This window comes from Microbacterium sp. 1154 (assembly GCF_031455375.1).
GTDB lineage: Bacteria > Actinomycetota > Actinomycetes > Actinomycetales > Microbacteriaceae > Microbacterium.
The window spans coordinates 200,359-219,512 of the sequence record NZ_JAVDSN010000003.1 but is presented as its reverse complement, the minus strand read 5'-3'; the positions used below and the strand labels follow the sequence as shown (position 1 = coordinate 219,512).

Here is a 19,154-nt window from a genome sequence, read left to right as displayed (position 1 = left end):
TGCGCGATCACGGAGCGGGACCGTGGCGCGGACGGTGCCGCCGGGCCGCGGCATCCGGGATCAGCCCGCGATGCTGTCGGTGAGCTTGGCGTAGGCGGCGGGACGGCGACGGCGGATCCACGCGGCCTGGGCGTACCCGAGCGCGGGGAAGAGCACCACGAGAGCGAGCAGCGCCCAGCTCACGGCCCCGAAGACGGGGTTCCCGTCACCGTCGACGTCGCCGACCATGATCGGGAAGTACACAACGATGATCACGGCCGACACCGCCAGCCCCACGAAGCCGAGCGCGGGGGCGATGATCGTGTTCCAGACGCGGCGGTCGGCGCGGGCGCGGGCGAAGTACACGATCACGGCGACCGAGGTCGCGGCCATGAGGATCGCGATGGAGAGGGTCGCGACGCCGGCGAACCACGTGAACACCTGCAGCAGGGGGTCGAGGTTCAGGACCGCGAAGATCGCCAGGAGGACCGCGGCCGTCGCCGTCTGCACGATCGACGACACGTGGGGCGAGAGGTGCTTCGCGTGGACGCCGCCGACGCGGTCGGGAAGCACCCCGGCGCCCGCCATCGCGTGCTGGTAGCGGGTCAGGACGTTGTGGAACGACAGCACGCACGCGAACATCGACGTCAGCAGCAGGACGTTGACGATGATCTCGCCGACCGTGCCGAGGTAGATCGCGACCGTGCGGAGCATCAGGGTGCCCGGGTCTTCCGCGGCGGCGGCCAGCACCCCGTTCGGACCCCACGCCATCACGAGGCCCCACGAGGCGAGCGTGTAGAAGACGCCGATGCCGATGACGGCGCCGTAGGTGGCGCGGGGGATCGTGCGGTCGGGGTCGCGCGCCTCGTCGCGGAAGATCGCCGTGGCCTCGAAGCCGATGAAGGCGGCGATCGCGAACATCAGGCCGACGCCGGGGGAGCCGCTCAGCACGTTCGCCGGCTCGAAGGGCGCCGCGCTCAGCCCCTCGGGTCCGCCGTTGAACACGACGGCCGCGACGAGCGCGAGCACGATGGCGACCTCGGCCACCAGCAGCACGCCGAGCACCTTGCTCGAGAGGTCGATGTGGCGATAGCCCAGGATGCCGACGAGCCCCACGACCGCGAGGGCGTACAGCCACCACGCCAGGTCGGGTCCGCCGAGCGAGACGACGGTGATCTCGAGCAGGTAGCCGATGTAGCCGTACACCGAGACCTGGATGGTCGTGTAGGTGAGCATCGCCGTCCACGCCGCGGCCAGGCCCGAGGGGCGTCCGAGGCCGTAGCCGATGTAGGTGAAGAACGCGCCGGGGCGGGGGACGTGCCGCGTCATCGCGGCCAGACCCACCGCGAACAGCAGCAGGATGACGGCGCTGATGGCGTACAGCGTCGGGAAGCCCGCACCGTTGCCGATCAGGATGCCGAGGGGCGCGGCGCCCCCGACGACGGTGAGCGGCGAGGCCGCGGCGACGACCATGAAGACGATCGCCGTGACGCCCAGGGAGCCCTGCAGCGTCCGCTTCGCCGACGCCGCCACCCCCTTCGATTCCAGCTGGGTCATGTCGGTTCCTTACGTGTTCGGGTGTGCCCCCGAGGTTCCTCCCGGTGCGTTGCCCCGCCGTTGAAACGACGTGAAGGTGTGTGCGCCACGACTGAGACGCCCCGTCGCCGCTGTCTCAGTCGGGGACACGAGCCCGAAACACGCGTGTCGTGAGGGGGCAACGCCCGCGGCGTACGGTCGGCGCACCCCGACGAAAGACGCCATGACCGCACTCTCACGCGCCATCGCACGACCCGATCCGGTCGCCGGGTTCGGCGACCGCTCGCCCCTGCACGGTCTCGAACGTCGGCGCATCGGCATCGTCGACCTCGCGGCGCAGTCGGTGGCCGCCGTCGCCCCGGCGGCCGCGGCGACGACCGTCGTGCTCCTGGTTGCCGGCGTCGCGCCCGGCGTCACGGTTCCGGCGATCATCGCGGCGGCGGTACTGAGCCTGTGCGTCGCTCGCACGGTCGGGCAGTTCGCGCGGCGCTTCGCGGCCGCGGGTGCGCTGTACACGTACACCGCGCGCGGACTCGGCGTGCGCGCGGGCCTCGCCGCCGGGGCCGCCATCCTCACCGGCTACGCGGGCGTGGCGATGTTCGCGCTCCTCGGCGGGGCGTATTACGCCACTTATCTCCTGGCGGGGCTCTGGCCGACACTGAATCGTCCCCTCGTCGCCGCGGGTGCGCTCGTCGTGCAGGCCGCTCTCGTGGCTTTCGTGCTCGTGCGCGGCATCCACGTCTCGGCGCGGGCCGCCCTCGTCGTCGAGGCGTTGTCCGTGACGCTCATCGTCGTCTTACTGGGCGTGCTGCTGGTCAACATCGGTCCGATCGACGTCGGCGCGATGATCGGGGCCCGGTCGTCGTTCGACCCGGTCGCGCTCGCCGCCGGCGCCGTCGTCGCCGTCACGGCCTTCGTCGGGTTCGAGTCGGCGGCGACCTTGAGTGTCGAATCGGTCGCCCCGCTTCGCAACGTGCCCCGGGCGATCACGGGGACCGTGATCCTCTCCGGCGCCCTCTACGTGCTCGCCGCGGCGACGCAGGTGGCCGGCTTCGACGCGCTGGGCATCGATCTCGCCGCGAGCGCGTCGCCCGTCAACGACCTCGCCGCCGCCTACGGCCTCGGTGGATGGGGCGTCGTGGCAGATGTCGGGATCACCGCGTCCTTCCTCGCGTGCGCGATCGGCACCACGACGGCTCTCGTACGAGTGCTGTTCGCGATGAGCCGTGACGGGGTGCTGCCGGCACCCGTGGGCCGTACCCACTCCCGGTTCGGAACCCCCGCGACCGCGGTCGCGGTGGCTCTCCCGGTGATCGCGGGTGTGCCGTTGTTGCTCGTGGCGGGAGGCGTCGACATGCGCGACGCGATGCACGTCACGCTGTCGGTGGGCGCGGCCGGATACATCGTGGCCTACATCCTGGTGTGCGTCGCAGCTCCCGTGTTCCTTCGCCGCATCGGCGAGCTGACGGCGGGCCCCGCGGTGACCGCCGGTGTCGCGGCCGTCGCTCTCACCGCCGCACTGGGCGCGTTCTTCGTCCATGACGCTCTCGGCGGCGGCAGCCTCGTGCTGGTGATCGGCGTCCTCGCGGCGGTGTTCGCGGCCGTGATCGCGCTCCTGCGTCGTCGCCACGGCCCCGGATCGATCGGTGCCTACGACGAGCCGGTTGCGGCGCAGGTGCTCGGGGGAGTGCCGTCGCCGCGGCATCCGGGCGATGCGTGAGCGGGAGGCGCCGGCCCTGTCGGCGCGCCAGCCCGGGGCCGTGCACTCGGCGCTGTCCGTGCTCGAAGCGGTCGCCCACCTCGGTGCCGGCGTGAGCGCCCAGCGGCTGTCGACGGAGCTCGGGCTGCCGCGTGCGACGACCTATCGCCTGCTCAACCTTCTCGTCGAAGACGAGTACCTCGTCCGTACGCCCGATCTCACCGGGTTCGCACTCGGCGCGAAGGTCGCGCAGCTGGCCGCGGTCGCGGCGCCGCCCGCGCGCTTGTCGTCGGCCGCGCGTGCGGTGGTAGACGACGCCCGTCGTCAGGTGCGCGGGGGAGTGCACGTGGTGCTGTTCATCGACAACCGGGTAGTCGTCGTCGACGCCGACCCCGACTTTCCCCTGTCCGACCACGCCCGGCTGGGGCGCGAGCCGGAACGGTTCGCGCTCGGCCGTCTCCTGCTCGTCGAGGATGCCGGTGCCACCGGCACCGTCGTCGACACCGCGCGCGCCGACGTGCAGCGATGGGGCGCGACGCGCCAGTGCGGGGAGATCACCGCGGCATCCGGATGCCTCGCCGTCCCTCTTCGCGACGGCGCCGGGGCTCTCGCCGGCGCTCTGGGATTCTCGGGTCCTCGTCACCGGGTCGATGAGCCGGATGCCGTGCTCGCGCACTTGCGTCCGGCCGCGCGCGCTCTCGCGCCGCTCGTGGTGTGACGCGCATCGGGTAGAGTGATCGTCGGCTCTCCGCGTGGCGGTATCCCGGCCAACTCCCCCAGGACGGAAACGTAGCAAGGGTAACCAGGCTCTATCGGGTGCGCGGAGGGTCTTTTCTTTGCCCGGGCGGCTTGTTCATCGGGCGCTCGCGCCGGCCCCCAGGGTGAAGAATGCCGCGACCTCAGCGCCGCGCGAAGGGGCCGTCGAGCACGGCCCACTGCAGCAGCATGATGGTCTTGGCATCCTGGATCCGCCCGTCGCGGATCATGCCGAGAGCCTCGTCGATCTCGTACTCGAGGATCTCGATCTCTTCGTCCTCTTCGGCGAGACCGCCGCGGTCGCCCTCGCGCTCGGCCCCGTCGTAGGCTGCGGCGAAGAAGTGCAGGCGTTCGGTGACCGATCCCGGGCTCATGTAGACGTCGAACACGTGCTCGACCTCGGCGACCCGTACGCCGGTCTCCTCTTCGCTCTCGCGGCGGATCGCGGTGACCGGGTCGTCGTCGTCGAGCAGGCCCGCCGCGGTCTCGATGAGCATTCCGTCGGGGTGGTCGTTGACATAGATCGGGTAGCGGAACTGGCGGGTGAGCAGCACGGTCCGCCGTGCGAGGTCGTAGAGCAGGATCGTCGCGCCGTTGCCGCGGTCGTAGGTCTCACGGGTGAGGGTGGTCCACTCGCCGTCGTCGCCGCGGTAGCGGAACGTCGTGGCGCGCAGCACGTGCCACCCGGCGGCGAGGAGCTCGACGTCGGTGACCTGCACGCGGGGATTGCGTTCGAGGTCGAGTCCGGTGAGGTGCAGGCCGGTGCGCCCGCGGTGATCGGGAACGGTAGTGCCGGGTTGAGGGGCCATAACTCGGAACGATAGTGCAGAAACGTGCAAGAATGTGACTGTGATGCTCGCCGCCGCTCGTAAGGACGCCCTTCTCGATCGGCTCCGCCGCGATGGACGCCTCGTCGTGAAAGACATCGCCGTCGAATTCGGCCTGTCCGAAGACAGCATCCGCCGGGATCTTCGAGAACTGGATGCCGCGGGCCTCGCGGTCCGCGTCTACGGCGGAGCCCTCCCGGCGTCGCCGGCCGTCGCCGACTACTCCGCGCGTGTCGAGGTCGCCCGCTCGAGCAAAGCGCGGGTCGCAGCGGCCGCAGTGGCCCTGATCGAGCCGGGCGCGACCGTGCTGCTGGACGGCGGCACCACGACCCTCGCGCTGGTCGACGCGCTGCCGCGCTCGTTCTCGGGGACCGTCATCACCCATTCGCCGACGGTCGCTGCCGCGCTGCTGCACCACGACGCCGAGGTCATCGTCCTGGGCGGGCGCATCTTCAAGCACTCCGCCGTGGCGTGCGGCGCCGCGACGATGGAGGCGGCGCAGAACATCACCGCCGACCTGTTCTTCCTGGGGGTGACGGGCGTGCATCCCGAGACGGGACTGTCGACGGGGGATGCCGAAGAGGCGGCGATGAAGAGAGCGCTCGCCGCCCGCGCGGCCGAGACGTTCGTTCTCGCGAGCGAGGAGAAGCTGGGGGCGGCCTCGCGCTTCGGCATCCTGCCCCTCGACGGGGTGACCGGGATCGTGGCCGACCTCGATCCCGACGAGGCGCTCGCGCGAGAACTGCGCGCGGCGGGAGCGCCACTGCTGCCCGCGTCGTCCTGATCACTCGACGCCGAAGCAACCCCGGAGCGCTGTCGGGGGCCCGCAATAGGCTGGACGCGTGACGCAGAGCATCTACATCACGTCGGCCGAAGGTCATTCGGGCAAGTCCTCGGTGGCCCTGGGAGTCCTCGACGCGCTCAGTCGCGTCACGCCGCGCGCGGGGGTGTTCCGGCCCATCGCGCGATCCACCGCCGAGCGCGACTACGTGCTCGAGATGCTGCTCGACCACGACAGCGTCGATCTCGCGTACGACGACTGCGTCGGCGTCACCTACGACGATGTGCGCGACGACGCCGATGCCGCGCTGGCGCGGATCGTCGAGCGGTACAAGGCCGTCGAAGCGCGCTGCGACGCCGTCGTCATCATCGGCAGCGACTACACCGACGTCGGAAGCCCCGCCGAGCTGGCCTACAACGCGCGGATCGCCGCCAACCTCGGAGCCCCCGTGCTCCTCGTCCTGGGCGGCCGCGCGCAACAGGGCCACAGCGAGACGCTGGGCATGTCGGTGGCCCGCACCCCGCACGAGGTCGGACAGATCGCCTCGCTCGCGGTCGCCGAGCTCCACCACGAGCGAGCCGCGCTCTTCGCCGTGATCGCGAACCGCGCCGATCCCGACCACCTCGACGAGATCACGGCATCCGTCCGGCAGGTCGTCGATGCCGGGGCTATCGGCGCGCCTGGCGAGCGGCGGAGCGTCCCCGTCTGGGCCCTGCCCGAAGACCGGTTCCTGATCGCCCCCTCGGTGCGCGGCGTGCTGCGCTCGGTCGAGGGTGAGCTGATCAAGGGCGACCCGGCGCTGCTCACGCGCGAGGTGCTCGACGTCGTCGTGGCCGGTATGTCGATGGTCAACGTCCTCCCGCGTCTGAAGGAGTCGGCGGTCGTGGTCATCCCCGCCGACCGCAGCGAGGTGCTCCTCGCCGCCCTCCTCGCCAACGCCTCGGGGACCTTCCCCTCGCTGGCGGGCATCGTCCTCAACGGCGGCTTTGAGCTGCCCGATGCGATCGTCCGCCTGATCGACGGCCTCGGCTCGCCCCTGCCGATCATCGCGACCGACCTCGGCACCTACGACACGGCCGTGCGGATCATGAACACGCGCGGCCGTCTCGCCGCCGACTCGCAGCACCGCTACGACACCGCCCTGGCGATGTTCGAGCGCCACGTCGACACCGAGTTGCTCACGCGCGAGCTCGGCGTCGCCCGCCCGAGCGTCGTCACCCCGCTCATGTTCGAGTACGGCCTCGTCGACCGCGCCCGCAGTGACAAGCGCCGCATCGTGCTCCCCGAGGGCACCGACGACCGCGTGCTCCGCGCCGCAGCCACCGTGCTCTCGCGCGGTATCGCCGATCTGACGATCCTCGGCGAGCCGATCGAGGTGCGGGGGCGCGCGATCGAGCTCGGCATCGACATCCGCGACGCCGAGGTGCTGAGCCCCTTCGACGCCGTCCACGTCGACAAGTTCGCCACCGAGTACGCCCGGCTTCGCGCGCACAAGGGCGTCACCTATGCGCAGGCCGCCGACACCGTCACCGACGTGTCGTACTTCGGCACGCTCATGGTGCACCTTGGCCTGGCCGACGGCATGGTGTCGGGTGCCGCGCACACCACCGCCCACACGATCCGCCCGGCCTTCGAGATCATCAAGACCGCGCCGGGCGTCTCGGTCGTCTCGAGCGTGTTCCTCATGGCCCTCGCCGACCGCGTGCTCGTGTACGGCGACTGCGCCGTGATCCCCGACCCCACCAGCGAGCAGCTGGCCGACATCGCCGTGTCGTCGGCCGCGACCGCCGAGCAGTTCGGCATCGCGCCGCGCGTGGCGATGCTGTCGTACTCCACGGGCGAGTCGGGCACGGGCGCCGACGTCGAGAAGGTGCGCACCGCCACCGCGCTCGTGCGTGAGCGAGCACCCCAGCTGTTGGTCGAGGGCCCCATCCAGTACGACGCGGCCGCCGACGCCGCGGTGGCGCGGACCAAGATGCCCGACTCCGAGGTCGCGGGACGCGCGACGGTGTTCGTCTTCCCCGACCTCAACACCGGTAACAACACGTACAAGGCGGTGCAGCGCTCGGCCGGTGCCGTCGCGATCGGCCCCGTGCTGCAGGGGCTCAACAAACCCATCAACGACCTGTCGCGCGGCGCTCTCGTCGACGACATCGTCAACACCATCGCCATCACCGCGATCCAGGCCCAGGGGGGCACCCGATGAGCGTCGTCCTCGTCGTCAACAGCGGCTCGTCGTCGTTCAAGTACCAGCTGCTCGACATGGCGCGCGAAGAGGTCCTCGCCTCGGGTCTCGTCGAGCGCATCGGCGAGGGCACCGGCGTCGCGACGCACACGGTGAAGGCCGCGTCCTTCGGTGCGCCCGGTGCCCCCGCCCCGACCGTGACGGATGCCACGGCGACCATCGAGCGCGAGATCGCGGATCACACCGCGGGTTTCGCCGTCATGCTCGAGGCGTTCGCGCAACACGGCCCCTCGCTCGACGAGCACCCGCCCGTCGCCGTCGGCCACCGGGTCGTGCACGGTGGAGCGCGGTTCTTCGCGCCGACCGTCGTCACGCCCCTCGTCGAGATCAACATCGACGAGCTCTCGGTCCTGGCGCCGCTCCACAACCCGGCGAACCTCGCCGGCATCGTCGCGGCCAAGAAGGCGTTCCCCGACGTCCCGCACGTCGCCGTCTTCGACACCGCGTTCCACCAGTCGCTCGCCCCCGAGGCGTTTACCTACGCGATCGACCGCGAGGTGGCCGAGGCCCACCGCATCCGCCGGTACGGCTTCCACGGAACGAGTCACAAGTTCGTCAGCGAGGCGGCCGCCGCCTTCGTCGGCCGCCCTCTCGGTGAGCTCAAGCAGATCGTGTTCCACCTCGGCAACGGCGCCTCGGTCGCCGCGATCGAGGGGGGCCGATCGGTCGACACGTCGATGGGACTCACCCCTCTCGAAGGTCTCGTCATGGGGACGCGCTCCGGAGACCTCGACCCCGCGGTGCTGCTCCAGCTCGCCCGCCGCGCCGACATGTCGATCTCCGACCTCGACACGCTCCTCAACAAGCGCTCCGGCCTGCTGGGGCTCGCGGGCGTGTCCGACATGCGCGACATCGGACAGCGGAGGGATGCCGGCGACCCGGCCGCCCAGCTCGCCTTCGACGTCTACATCCACCGGCTGCGGGCGTACGCCGGGGCGTATCTCGCGCAGCTCGACGGTGTCGACGTCATCTCGTTCACCGCGGGGGTGGGAGAGAACGCCGCCGCCGTGCGAGCGGGCGCGATGGCCACCCTCGGTTTCGCGGGCGTCGAGATCGATCCCGAGCGCAACGCTGCGCGCGAGCGCGGCATCCGGCGCATCTCCACCGACGCCTCGCGCGTCCAGGTGCTCGTCGTCCCCACCGACGAAGAGCTCGAGATCGCGCGTCAGACGCTCTCGGTCACCGGTTGAGCCGCTGCTCCACCGGCCCCTCCCGCGCTGGACGGCCGGTGGCCGCAATGCGGTCGGCCCCGAGCGTCGACCACTACCCTGAAGAGGCCGCGCATCGGCGCCCGTGACCCGCTTCCCGATCTGGAGCCCGACGTGACCGACAGCCCCGACCTGCCCGACCTCACCGCCTTCGAGGGAGTGCTCTTCGATCTCGACGGCGTTCTCACGCCCACGGCCGAGGTCCACATGCGCGCGTGGAAGACCATGTTCGACGAGCTCTTCGCCGCCTGGAAGATCGAGCCCCCCTACACCGATCGCGACTACTTCGAGTACGTCGACGGCAAGAAGCGCTACGACGGTGTCGCGAGCCTGCTGCGCAGCCGCGACGTCGAGGTGCCGTGGGGCGAGCCCTCCGACGACCCGTCCGAAGACACGGTGTGCGGAGTCGGCAACCGCAAGAACGAGGTGTTCTCGCGGATCCTGCGCAGCGAGGGCATCGCGCCGTACCCCGGTTCGGTCGCCCTCCTCGACGTGCTGCAGGCCGCGGGGACCCCCATCGCGGTGGTGTCGAGTTCGAAGAACGCCGTCGAAGTGCTCGAGGCCGCCGGCATCCGCGAGCGTTTCCCCGTCGTCATGGACGGGGTGATCGCCGAGCGTGACAACCTCTCGTCGAAGCCCGCCCCCGACGTCTTCGCCGAGGCCGCCCGCCTGCTGGGGGTCGACCCCGCCCGTTCCGTGGCCGTCGAGGATGCCCTGAGCGGCGTGCAGTCCGCCGCGGCCGCCGGTTACGGCGTCGTCGTGGGCGTCGATCGCGGGGTCGGAGCGGACGACCTCCGTGCCGCCGGGGCCACCGTGGTCGTCGACGACCTCGCCGCGTTCGTAGACTGAGCCGTCGCCTCTCGCGACGCCCGCTCGCCGTCTCTCGCGGCGGCACCTCGCCCCACCCGCGCGCGGCCCGACGCCGCGTCGCACCGACGTACGACCCTGCCACCGGAAGGCACGCCCCGATGATCGATCGCGATCGTTTCCCCGTCGACGAATGGCGCCTCGTCGAAACCGAGTTCTCGCTCGACGACGTGGGGGTCACCGAGACCCTCTTCGCCGTCGGCAACGGCTACCTGGGTCTGCGCGGCAATTCCATCGAGGGCCGCTTCGCGCTCGAACAGGGCACCTTCATCAACGGCTTCCACGAGACGTTCCCGATCCGCCACGCCGAGCAGGCCTACGGCTTCGCCGAGGTCGGTCAGACGATCATCAACGCTCCGGATGCCAAGGTCATGCGCGTCTACGTCGACGACGAGCCGCTCTCCCTCGACGTCGCCGACGTGCGCGAGTACGAGCGCGTGCTCGACATGCGCCAGGGAATCCTCCGTCGCAACCTCCTCTGGGTCACGCCCTCGGGCAAGCGCGTGCGCATCGAAGACGAGCGCTTCGTCTCGTTCGACGAGAAGCACCTCGCCGTGCTGCGCCTCACCGTGACGGTGCTCGATGCCGATGCGCCCGTCACCGTGAGCAACCAACTGCTCAACCGTCAGGACGGCGAGGGGATCTACGGCGGCTCGCCCATGGCATCCAAGCAGTCCGGTTTCGACCCGCGCAAGACCGAGAAGCTCAGCGACCGCGTGCTGCAGCCGCGCGAGTACTGGCAGGACGGCAGCCGTTCGGCGCTCAGCTACGAGGTGAGCGAGTCGAACATGACGCTCGCCGTGATCGCCGACCACCTGGTCGAGACCGAGAACGAGTACACGTCGCGTCAGCTCGTCGAGCCCGACATCGCCAAGAACGTCTACCGCGTGCACGCCAAGGCCGGCGTCCCCACGACGATCACCAAGCTGGTGAGCTACCACACGTCGCGCGGCGTCCCCACGGGTGAGCTGCTCGATCGCTGCCGCCGCACGATCGACCGCGCCGTCGAGACCGGGGTCGACGAGCTCGTCGAGAAGCAGATCGCCTGGTACGCCGACTTCTGGGACCGCTCCGACGTGCGCATCGGCGGTCACGGCGACCTGCAGCAGGCCACGCGCTGGTGCCTCTTCCAGCTCGCTCAGGCCGCGGCCCGCGCCGACGGCCAGGGCGTTCCGGCCAAGGGGGTCACGGGCTCCGGCTACAGCGGCCACTACTTCTGGGACACCGAGGTCTACGTCCTACCGTTCCTCGCGTACACCTCGCCGCTCTGGGCACGCAACGCCCTGCGGATGCGGTACCTCATGCTCCCCGCGGCGCGAAAGCGCGCGCACCAGCTCAACGAAGCGGGTGCCCTGTTCCCGTGGCGCACGATCAACGGCGAAGAGGCGTCGGCGTACTACGCCGCCGGAACCGCGCAGTACCACATCAACGCCGACGTCGCCTTCGCGCTGGCGAAGTACGTCCGCGCGACGGGCGACGAGGAGTTCCTGGCCCGCGAGGGCGTGGACATCGCGGTCGACACCGCCCGCCTGTGGTCGACGCTCGGCTTCTGGCGCTCGAGCGACGCCGCCGAAGACGGAGAGCGGGACTCGTTCCACATCCACGGAGTGACCGGGCCCGACGAGTACACGACCGTCGTCAACGACAACCTCTTCACGAACGTCATGGCGCGCTTCAACCTGCGCTTCGCCGCGCGCACGGTCCGGGATCTCGCCGAGAACAACCCCGAGGCCTACGCGCAGATGGCCGACCGCATGAACCTCGACCCCTCGGAGCCCGAGCGGTGGGACAAGGCGGCCGAGGCCATGCACATCCCGTTCAGCGAGGCCCTCGGCATCCATCCCCAGGACGCCGTGTTCCTCGAGCGCGAGATCTGGGACCTTGAGAACACCCCGCCCGACCAGCGCCCGCTGCTCCTGCACTTCCACCCGCTGGTCATCTACCGGTACCAGGTGCTCAAGCAGGCCGATGTGGTGCTCGCGCTGTTCCTGCAGGGAAACCACTTCACGGATGCCGAGAAGCTCGCGGACTTCGAGTACTACGACCCGCTGACCACGGGCGACTCGACGCTGTCGGCCGTCGTCCAGTCGATCCTGGCGGCCGAGGTGGGGTACCAGGATCTCGCGCTGGAGTACTTCCGTCAGGCCGCGTTCGTCGACCTCGGCGACCTGCACCACAACGCTTCGGACGGCGTGCACGTGGCGTCGGCCGGCGGCGTGTGGACCGCGCTCGTGAGCGGTTTCGGCGGGATGCGCGATCACTTCGGCCTGCTCACCTTCGACCCGCGTCTGCCCGCCGACTGGCCCGAGCTGTCGTACGTGCTGCACTGGCACGGCACGCGCCTCGACATCACGCTCACCGAGACCGCGCTGACCCTGCGTGCCGGGGGAGAGGGCGCCCCCGTCACCTTCGCCGTGCGCGGGGTGGACTACACCGTTGCTCCGGGCGAGACCGTGCGCGTCGCGTTGCACGGCCAGGGCCCGGTGCGTCCGGGGCGACCGTCGATCCGCCAACTCGAGGGCTCGGTCCGCGAGGACGGCACACTCCTGTCGGCCTCGGTGCCGATCGTCACGACGGCGATCCCGATCGTCGGAGACGACGACGGACCGATCGCGGTCGGTCTCGACGGCGGCTTCTGACATCGCGGACGCGGCCGCACCTTCGGGTGTCGCCGCGTTCGGCGTTTGCGTCCGAGAACAGGGGGTTCGTTGCGGGCGACGGAAGCCCGATGGGGGTTCTCCTGTTCCGGTGACGGCGTCAGCGCTCGGCATCCGGGCCGGTCTCGAGAACAGGGGATTCGTCGAGAACAGGCGGAGATCCGATGGATCGTCCTGTTCTGGTGCATTCTCCTGTTCTGGTGACGGTGCGCGGGCGGCATCCGGTGTTCCCGCGGGCCCGGGCGACGACGGCGAAGGCGATGTCGGAGGTACGCCGTAGGCTGGAGGGGTGACGACAGCCCTGTACCGCCGATACCGCCCCGAGGCGTTCGGCGAGATGATCGGGCAGTCGCAGGTGACCGAGCCGCTCATGACCGCCCTGCGCAGCGACCGCGTGGGTCACGCGTATCTGTTCTCGGGTCCGCGCGGCTGCGGAAAGACCACGTCGGCCCGCATTCTCGCGCGCTGCCTCAACTGCGCCGCCGGCCCCACCGACACCCCGTGCGGCACGTGCGACAGCTGCGTCGAACTCGGCCGTGGCGGGGGCGGATCGCTCGACGTGGTCGAGATCGACGCGGCCAGCCACAACGGTGTCGACGACGCCCGCGACCTGCGCGAGCGCGCCATCTTCGCTCCCGCCCGCGATCGCTTCAAGATCTTCATCCTCGACGAGGCGCACATGGTGACCCAGCAGGGCTTCAACGCCCTGCTCAAGCTCGTCGAAGAGCCTCCCGCGCACGTGAAGTTCATCTTCGCCACCACCGAGCCCGAGAAGGTGCTCGGCACGATCCGTTCGCGCACGCATCACTACCCCTTCCGGCTCGTCCCGCCGGCGGCGATGCTCGAGTACGTGCAAGAGCTCTGCGAGAGCGAGGGGGTGGGAGTCGAGGCCGGTGTCCTGCCGCTCGTCGTCCGCGCCGGCGGAGGGTCGCCTCGCGACACCCTCTCGCTGCTCGACCAGCTCATCGCCGGGTCCGACGCCGACGACGCCGGTCACGTCCTCGTCCGCTACGAGCGCGCGGTCGCGCTGCTCGGCTACACGCACTCCGAGCTCCTCGACGAGGTCGTCGACGCCTTCGCCGCGAACGACGGTGGGGGAGCCTTCGCCGCCGTCGACCGGGTCGTGCAGACCGGTCAAGACCCGCGCCGCTTCGTCGACGATCTGCTCGAGCGTCTCCGCGACCTCATCGTCGTGGCGGCGACGGGCGCCGGCGCCTCGGCGATCCTCCGCGGCATCCCCGACGACGAGTTCGACCGCATGTCGCGACAGGCCACGGCGTTCGGCGCGGCACGGCTGTCACGCACGGCCGACCTCGTGGTCGCGGCTCTCGACGAGATGACCGGGGCCACCTCTCCCCGTCTGCAGCTCGAGTTGCTCGTCGCCCGGGTGCTGACCCACGCCGGTGTCGCCCAGGGCACCTCGCCCGCGATGGCGCACGATCTCGACGCGACGCGCGGCGGCACGGGAGCCCCGGCCCCGGCTCCTGCCCCCGCGACCGGACGCCCCGCGTCTCCCGCGGCGGACATCGCCTCTCCCGGCACGACGCCGGCGGCGCCCGCGGTCGCGAGCCCGGGTGGCTCACGGGTCGCCGCCCCGGGGATCGCGTCTCCGGGAAGCGGTGTTCCGCAGGTCGCATCGCCCTCCGGTGGTCCGTCCGTCGCATCGCCGACGGCCTCTCCGGGGGTCGCCTCGCCGAGCGTGTCTCGCTCCGTCGCGTCTCCCGGCGTAGCGGCGCCTACCGTCGCCTCTCCCGGCGTCGCCGAGCCGACCGTCGCCTCTCCCAGCAAGATCGCGTCTTCCGGGTCGGACGCTCCCGCGACGGGTTCCTCCGCCGCGGCGGCACCCGGTGTCGCGTCACCGGGGATCGCTTCTCCCGGTGCCGACGCACCCGTCGCGTCCGCGTCGGACGACGCGCAGGCCACCCCGACCCGTCGGCCCGGTGTCGTCTCGGCCTCTCCCGCGCCGAGCGACGACGATGCCCCGCCGCCTTTCACCGACGACGACGCCCCGCCGCCTTTCGACGACGACGAGGTGTCGCGTCCCGCGACGACGGCGCCCTCGGAACGCGAGGGCGTGTCGCCGACCGGTGCGCGCGCGCCCGAGCAGCGTGACACCCCCGCGCCGGCGACGGCGCCGTCCGCCGAGCGCGCCGGTTCGGGCCGCGCCGAGGCGTCGGACGACGCCCACCCGTTCGACACGGCTCCCACCCCCGAGACCGCGGCGCGCGAGCCCGAGGCCGAGTCGCTGCCCACCGACCGTCCGGCGGCCTCCGCTCCGCCCCGCGAGGCCGCCGCGCCCGTGCTACCGCAGCCCACCGAGCCGCGAACCGGCCCGGAGCCGGCGGCGGATGCGTCGTCCGACGACACGGCGGATGCCTCGCCGCTCGAACCGACCGCCCCCACCCCGCCCGCCACCCCGGTCGGTCCGATCGAGCTCGGACACGTCCGCGACGCATGGCCCGAGGTGCTCGGTCAGCTCGAGGTGGCGAGTCGCTCGTCGTGGCTCGTGGTCTCGACCGCAGCCGTCGCCGCCTTCGAGGGCGACGTGCTCACGCTGGCGTTCCGGACGGGCAGCGATCTCACCGCCTTCAAGACGCGCACCCCGGAGGGGGGCCCGAGCGAAGACCTGCGCCAGGCCATCCAGGCGGTCCTCGGCGTTCGCGTCAAGTACCTCGCCCGCCTCGAAGGGGGCGGCGCCGGAGATGCCGGCCCCGGCGGTTCGTCGCGCGGACCGTCGGGACCCGCGGGCGGCCCGGCCCCCGGTGCGCCGACAGTCGCCCCCCGCGCTCCGCAGAACTCCGCGCCGTACACGTCCTCGGTGACCGAGTGGGCCGTCGCGCCGATTCCGGCATCCGACGGCTCCGCCCCGGCCGCCATGCGCGCGACCACGGCTCGGTCCACGGCCCTCGCGGTCGACGACGAGCCCGACGAAGCGACCGCGGTCGCTCCATCCGGCGTGCACGAGGGCGTGGTCCTGCCGTCCCGCGAGGTCACCCCTTCGGTCCCCGCTCCCGACGAGGTCGACGACGACGACGTGATTCCGCCGGCCGACGAGGCCGAAGCGCCCCTGCCGCCGGTCGTCGTTCCGCGCATGGCACCCCTCAACGGGGGAGTCCAGCGCTATGGCGAAGCCGTGGTGCGCCAGATGCTCGGGGCGAACTACGTGCGCGACGAGCCCTACGAGCCCCCGACGAGGTTCTCCTGATGTACGACGGCATCGTCCAAGACCTGATCGACGAATTCGGGCGCCTTCCGGGCATCGGTCCGAAGTCGGCTCAGCGCATCGCGTTCCACATCCTGCAGTCGCCGTCGTTCGACGTGTCGCGGTTGTCGACACTGCTCGGCGAGATCCGCGACAAGGTGAAGTTCTGCGAGATCTGCGGCAACGTCTCGGAGCAGGACCGCTGCTCCATCTGCCGTGACCCGCGGCGCAACGCCACCCTCATCTGCGTGGTCGAAGACGCCAAAGACGTCGCGGCGATCGAACGTACTCGCGAGTTCCGCGGTCTGTACCACGTGCTCGGCGGAGCCATCAGCCCCATCGCAGGCATCGGTCCCGACGATCTGCGCGTCACCCAGCTCATGCAGCGCCTCGCCGACGGTACCGTCCAAGAGGTGATCCTCGCGACGAATCCCAACCTCGAGGGCGAGGCGACCGCCACCTATCTCAGCCGACTGCTGCACACGCTCGAGATCCGCGTGACGCGATTGGCCTCCGGTCTCCCCGTCGGCGGCGACCTCGAGTACGCCGACGAAGTGACCCTCGGCCGCGCCTTCGAAGGGCGCCGCGCGCTCTGATCCGACCACTTCGGCGAGTGCCGAAGCATCTGATCTTCGGGGTGCAGGTCTGCGGGCGTCCGCCCCGTGATGCGTGCGTCTTCTCACGACCTCCTGCGGGAGGACACCATGCCGGGTGAACGGGCTGGTGAACGTCGCTTATGAATTCGCGACGAATCGTTGCGGGGTGGTGAACCGCTCGTTCACCCTTTGCTCGCGCCGCGGCCATGCGGGGGGAGGACGTTCTTCTCTGCGGAACAGCGTGGGGGACCCGAAGCCCCGATGCAGAGGTCCGTCAGACAGGGGCCTTCCGTGAGCGAACCGCTCTTCGAACCACGCGCGCGCCGCGGACGCGTGATCTTCGACACCTTCCGCTCGGTGCGCGATCCGCGCTTGGCCGCGTGGCTGCTCTTCCGTTCCTCCCTTCTCCCCGAGTTGGCCGCTTCTCACCTGGCCCTCATGGGGAGCCCGATAGCGGAGAGCGGTCTCGCCCCGATCGGTGTGTTCGGGGTCTGGCGGCTCCTCGCGACGAACAACCGTGAGCTCGCGCGCTGTGCGACGGTCTTCGCCTCCCCGGCCGTCGCGATCGACGCCGCCCGAGTCGAGCAGCCCCGCGCGGACCAGATGCAGGTGTCGACCGTCAGGGGTCCCGTGGCGACGAAGCACGCGTGGGTGTTGCGTCGAGGCGATCGCCCGATCGCGACCGCGGCGCGCTGGTACGAGTCGGCCGGTGAGGCGTCGGCGGCGGGCCGCGCAGCCGTCGCCGTGTTCCAGTCCGCCGATGTCATCGAGGGCGTCAGCATCGGGAGCGCCTCCGGGCGACGATCACGCGTGTCGGCGCAGCCGGCGTGACCAGTCCTCGCCGTGTGGCACCGCGCGAGCCCGACGATCGACGCGAGGGGGCCGACTGATGGTCGACGGTGCCGCCGGTCTCATCGCGGGGAGGTTCCGCCTCGGGGGGCTCCTCGGCACCGGGGGAACGGCATCCGTGTTCCGCGCCCGGGATGAGGTGACCGGTCAGACCGTCGCCGTCAAACTGCTGCACCCCCATCTCTCCCAGAGCGACACGGTCCGTGAGGCGTTCCTCCGCGAGGGGAGGCGGACGGCGCATGTCTCTCACCCGTCGATCGTCACCGTCATCGACATGGGGACATTCCACGAGCACGGCATCCCGATCGCCTGGATCGCCCAGCAGATCATCGAGGGAGTGACTCTCGCGGAGCAGGTGCGTGCCGTCGGCCCGCTCTCCGTGGCCCACGCCGGGGCGGTGGCCGCGGACATCCTCGACGCGCTGGGTGCCGCGCACGCCGTTGGTCTCGTCCATCGCGATGTGTCGCCCGCCAATGTGCTCGTGCGTCTCGATGACGATGGCCGCCCGCGATCGACGCTCCTCGACTTCGGCCTCGCCGATGCGGCGGGGGAGACGGCCCACGGCGACGACGTCCTCCGCAGCTCCGTGTCGCCCGTCGTCGCCGGAGTGGTCGGGAACGCCGACTTCGCCTCGCCCGAGCAGTTGAGCGGGCGACCCGTCGGGCCCGCCGGCGACCTGTACCAGGCGGGTGGGATGCTGTACTTCGCGCTCACCGGGCGTGCCCCGTTCTCGGCAAGCGACCGGGCCGGTGTCATCCGGGCGCACTTGCACGCCCCGCCTCCCGTGCCGTCCGTCGCCGTCCGGTCCATCCCCGGCGCGCTCGATCGCGTGGTCGTGCGATCGATGCTCAAGGAACCGACGGACCGATTCGCCGATGCCGCCGAGATGCGCGCGGCGGTCCTCGATGCGGTCGCCCCGATGCGGGCGTCGGTGACCGGCGATGACCGGGTGTCGTCGACGAGGGTTCTGACGGTCGCCCCTCTCGGTGCCGGTTCGACGCCCGCGCTCGCCCGAGCAGGCGAGTCGACGCGACACGGACCACGTTGGGGAGCGATCACGGCCATCGTTCTGCTGCTGACGGGCACGGCGGCAGCCGTTCCCCTCATGGCGAGCGCGGGTCGTGCGGCACCCGCTCCCGAGCCGTCCGTGGTCGTATCGACACCGGCGCTCACCGCGACGACGACACCGACACCGCAACCGAGCCCGTCCGACCCGGGCACACCGGCCCCGGTCGCCACGGCGCTCGTGCCCGCCTTCGGCTCCCTCGAGGACACGCGCCTCGCGCTCGCGGCGGCGGGGTTCGTGGTCGGTGAGATCACCGAGCGCGATGCGCCCCAGTCGAAGGGCACCGTGCTCTCTACCGACCCGGCTCCCGGGACTGCTGCCGCGCGCGGATCGACGGTGCGTCTGGTCGTGGCATCCGGATCCAACCTCGTCCCGGACGTGGTCGGAATGGATGCCGCGGGAGCGGCCTCGGGGATACGCGCGGCGGGTTTCGTCCCGGTGCAGTCGACCGTCGCCTCCGACCTGCCGACGGGAACCGTCGTCGGCGTCGAGCCTGCGGTGGGAAGCGCCGTCCGTCTCGGGAGCGCCGTACCGATTCTCGTCGCTGCGGCCAGATCCACTCCGACGCCCGCCCCGCCGACCCCGTCCTCCACGCCGTCACCGACCCCGACCGCTACGCCGACGGGCGGACCTCGATGACGCCTCGATCCACGTCGTCCCTCGTTCACCTTCGAGCGTCTCTCGTTCACCACCCCGCCAGCCGACGTGGACGGTCGAACCGGGTGCCGTTCACGGCTGGCTCCTAGCCTCGCAATGCCGGCGACCCGAGCCGGTTCCAGGGGACGCGAGCGAGTCGCGACACCGGCCGGTCGACCGGCGCCCCGCGATCCTCCCCTCGTCGTTCGAGGCTGAGCGACGTGAGGCGTGGCCGATCCCGGCGCGATCG

13 protein-coding genes and 1 other RNA gene are annotated in these 19,154 nt (G+C 71.3%); 12 read left to right on the top strand and 2 right to left on the bottom strand.

Annotated features, from left to right (window positions below; translation table 11 throughout):
- Window positions 1-60: 60 nt before the first annotated feature.
- Entirely contained in the window at window positions 61-1,536 is a 1,476-nt protein-coding gene (locus J2X55_RS12735) for an APC family permease (RefSeq protein WP_309823839.1), read from the bottom strand.
- Window positions 1,537-1,738: 202 nt separating this feature from the next.
- On the opposite strand from J2X55_RS12735, the gene J2X55_RS12730 reads away from it, so the two are divergent.
- The 3 genes from J2X55_RS12730 to ffs all read left to right on the top strand — a co-directional run bounded on the left by J2X55_RS12730 (window position 1,739) and on the right by ffs (window position 4,050).
- Window positions 1,739-3,235 carry an APC family permease gene (locus J2X55_RS12730; RefSeq protein WP_309823837.1) on the top strand — a complete coding sequence of 499 codons (1,497 nt, stop codon included), beginning with the start codon at window positions 1,739-1,741 and terminating at the stop codon, window positions 3,233-3,235.
- Complete coding sequence (locus J2X55_RS12725) at window positions 3,228-3,932, top strand: helix-turn-helix domain-containing protein (RefSeq protein WP_309823835.1); 705 nt, start codon at window positions 3,228-3,230, stop codon at window positions 3,930-3,932. The genes J2X55_RS12730 and J2X55_RS12725 overlap by 8 nt, the downstream gene beginning before the upstream one ends.
- Before the next feature lie 21 nt (window positions 3,933-3,953).
- An RNA gene (gene ffs, locus J2X55_RS12720) (signal recognition particle sRNA small type) lies at window positions 3,954-4,050 on the top strand.
- 63 nt (window positions 4,051-4,113) lie between these two features.
- On the opposite strand, the gene J2X55_RS12715 is transcribed toward ffs, so the two are convergent.
- Window positions 4,114-4,779: an NUDIX domain-containing protein gene (locus tag J2X55_RS12715; RefSeq protein WP_309823833.1), complete on the bottom strand. Its 666-nt coding sequence runs from the start codon at window positions 4,777-4,779 to the stop codon at window positions 4,114-4,116.
- A gap of 43 nt (window positions 4,780-4,822) precedes the next feature.
- On the opposite strand from J2X55_RS12715, the gene J2X55_RS12710 reads away from it, so the two are divergent.
- The 9 genes from J2X55_RS12710 (at window position 4,823) to J2X55_RS12670 (ending at window position 18,907) form a co-directional block, all read left to right on the top strand.
- Window positions 4,823-5,581, top strand: coding sequence for a DeoR/GlpR family DNA-binding transcription regulator (locus tag J2X55_RS12710; RefSeq protein WP_309824030.1), 759 nt, complete (start codon window positions 4,823-4,825; stop codon window positions 5,579-5,581).
- 58 nt (window positions 5,582-5,639) lie between these two features.
- Complete coding sequence (gene pta, locus J2X55_RS12705) at window positions 5,640-7,784, top strand: phosphate acetyltransferase (RefSeq protein WP_309823831.1); 2,145 nt, start codon at window positions 5,640-5,642, stop codon at window positions 7,782-7,784.
- Entirely contained in the window at window positions 7,781-9,013 is a 1,233-nt protein-coding gene (locus tag J2X55_RS12700) for an acetate/propionate family kinase (RefSeq protein ID WP_115919242.1), read from the top strand. The genes pta and J2X55_RS12700 overlap by 4 nt, the downstream gene beginning before the upstream one ends.
- Window positions 9,014-9,145: 132 nt before the next feature.
- Entirely contained in the window at window positions 9,146-9,880 is a 735-nt protein-coding gene (locus tag J2X55_RS12695) for an HAD family phosphatase (protein ID WP_115919240.1), read from the top strand.
- A gap of 119 nt (window positions 9,881-9,999) precedes the next feature.
- On the top strand, window positions 10,000-12,537 hold the full coding sequence (locus tag J2X55_RS12690; protein WP_309823828.1) for a glycosyl hydrolase family 65 protein: 2,538 nt from the start codon (window positions 10,000-10,002) through the stop codon (window positions 12,535-12,537).
- Between the two features lie 307 nt (window positions 12,538-12,844).
- Complete coding sequence (locus tag J2X55_RS12685; protein ID WP_309823827.1) at window positions 12,845-15,760, top strand: DNA polymerase III subunit gamma and tau; 2,916 nt, start codon at window positions 12,845-12,847, stop codon at window positions 15,758-15,760.
- On the top strand, window positions 15,760-16,353 hold the full coding sequence (gene recR, locus J2X55_RS12680) for a recombination mediator RecR (protein WP_309823826.1): 594 nt from the start codon (window positions 15,760-15,762) through the stop codon (window positions 16,351-16,353). The genes J2X55_RS12685 and recR overlap by 1 nt, the downstream gene beginning before the upstream one ends.
- Before the next feature lie 291 nt (window positions 16,354-16,644).
- The gene (locus J2X55_RS12675) at window positions 16,645-17,184 is read left to right on the top strand and encodes a hypothetical protein (protein ID WP_115919232.1); all 540 of its coding nucleotides are present in this window, start codon (window positions 16,645-16,647) and stop codon (window positions 17,182-17,184) included.
- 58 nt (window positions 17,185-17,242) lie between these two features.
- Window positions 17,243-18,907 carry a protein kinase domain-containing protein gene (locus J2X55_RS12670; protein WP_309823825.1) on the top strand — a complete coding sequence of 555 codons (1,665 nt, stop codon included), beginning with the start codon at window positions 17,243-17,245 and terminating at the stop codon, window positions 18,905-18,907.
- Window positions 18,908-19,154 lie beyond the last annotated feature (247 nt).

What these genes read in the sequence shown, in the direction of transcription:
- J2X55_RS12735 (WP_309823839.1), bottom strand. Translation starts at nt 1,536, where the DNA reads ATGACCCAGCTGGAATCGAAGGGGGTGGCGGCGTCGGCGAAGCGGACG.
- J2X55_RS12730 (WP_309823837.1), top strand. Translation starts at nt 1,739, where the DNA reads ATGACCGCACTCTCACGCGCCATCGCACGACCCGATCCGGTCGCCGGG.
- J2X55_RS12725 (WP_309823835.1), top strand. Translation starts at nt 3,228, where the DNA reads ATGCGTGAGCGGGAGGCGCCGGCCCTGTCGGCGCGCCAGCCCGGGGCC.
- J2X55_RS12715 (WP_309823833.1), bottom strand. Translation starts at nt 4,779, where the DNA reads ATGGCCCCTCAACCCGGCACTACCGTTCCCGATCACCGCGGGCGCACC.
- J2X55_RS12710 (WP_309824030.1), top strand. Translation starts at nt 4,823, where the DNA reads ATGCTCGCCGCCGCTCGTAAGGACGCCCTTCTCGATCGGCTCCGCCGC.
- J2X55_RS12700 (WP_115919242.1), top strand. Translation starts at nt 7,781, where the DNA reads ATGAGCGTCGTCCTCGTCGTCAACAGCGGCTCGTCGTCGTTCAAGTAC.
- J2X55_RS12690 (WP_309823828.1), top strand. Translation starts at nt 10,000, where the DNA reads ATGATCGATCGCGATCGTTTCCCCGTCGACGAATGGCGCCTCGTCGAA.
- recR (WP_309823826.1), top strand. Translation starts at nt 15,760, where the DNA reads ATGTACGACGGCATCGTCCAAGACCTGATCGACGAATTCGGGCGCCTT.
- J2X55_RS12670 (WP_309823825.1), top strand. Translation starts at nt 17,243, where the DNA reads ATGGTCGACGGTGCCGCCGGTCTCATCGCGGGGAGGTTCCGCCTCGGG.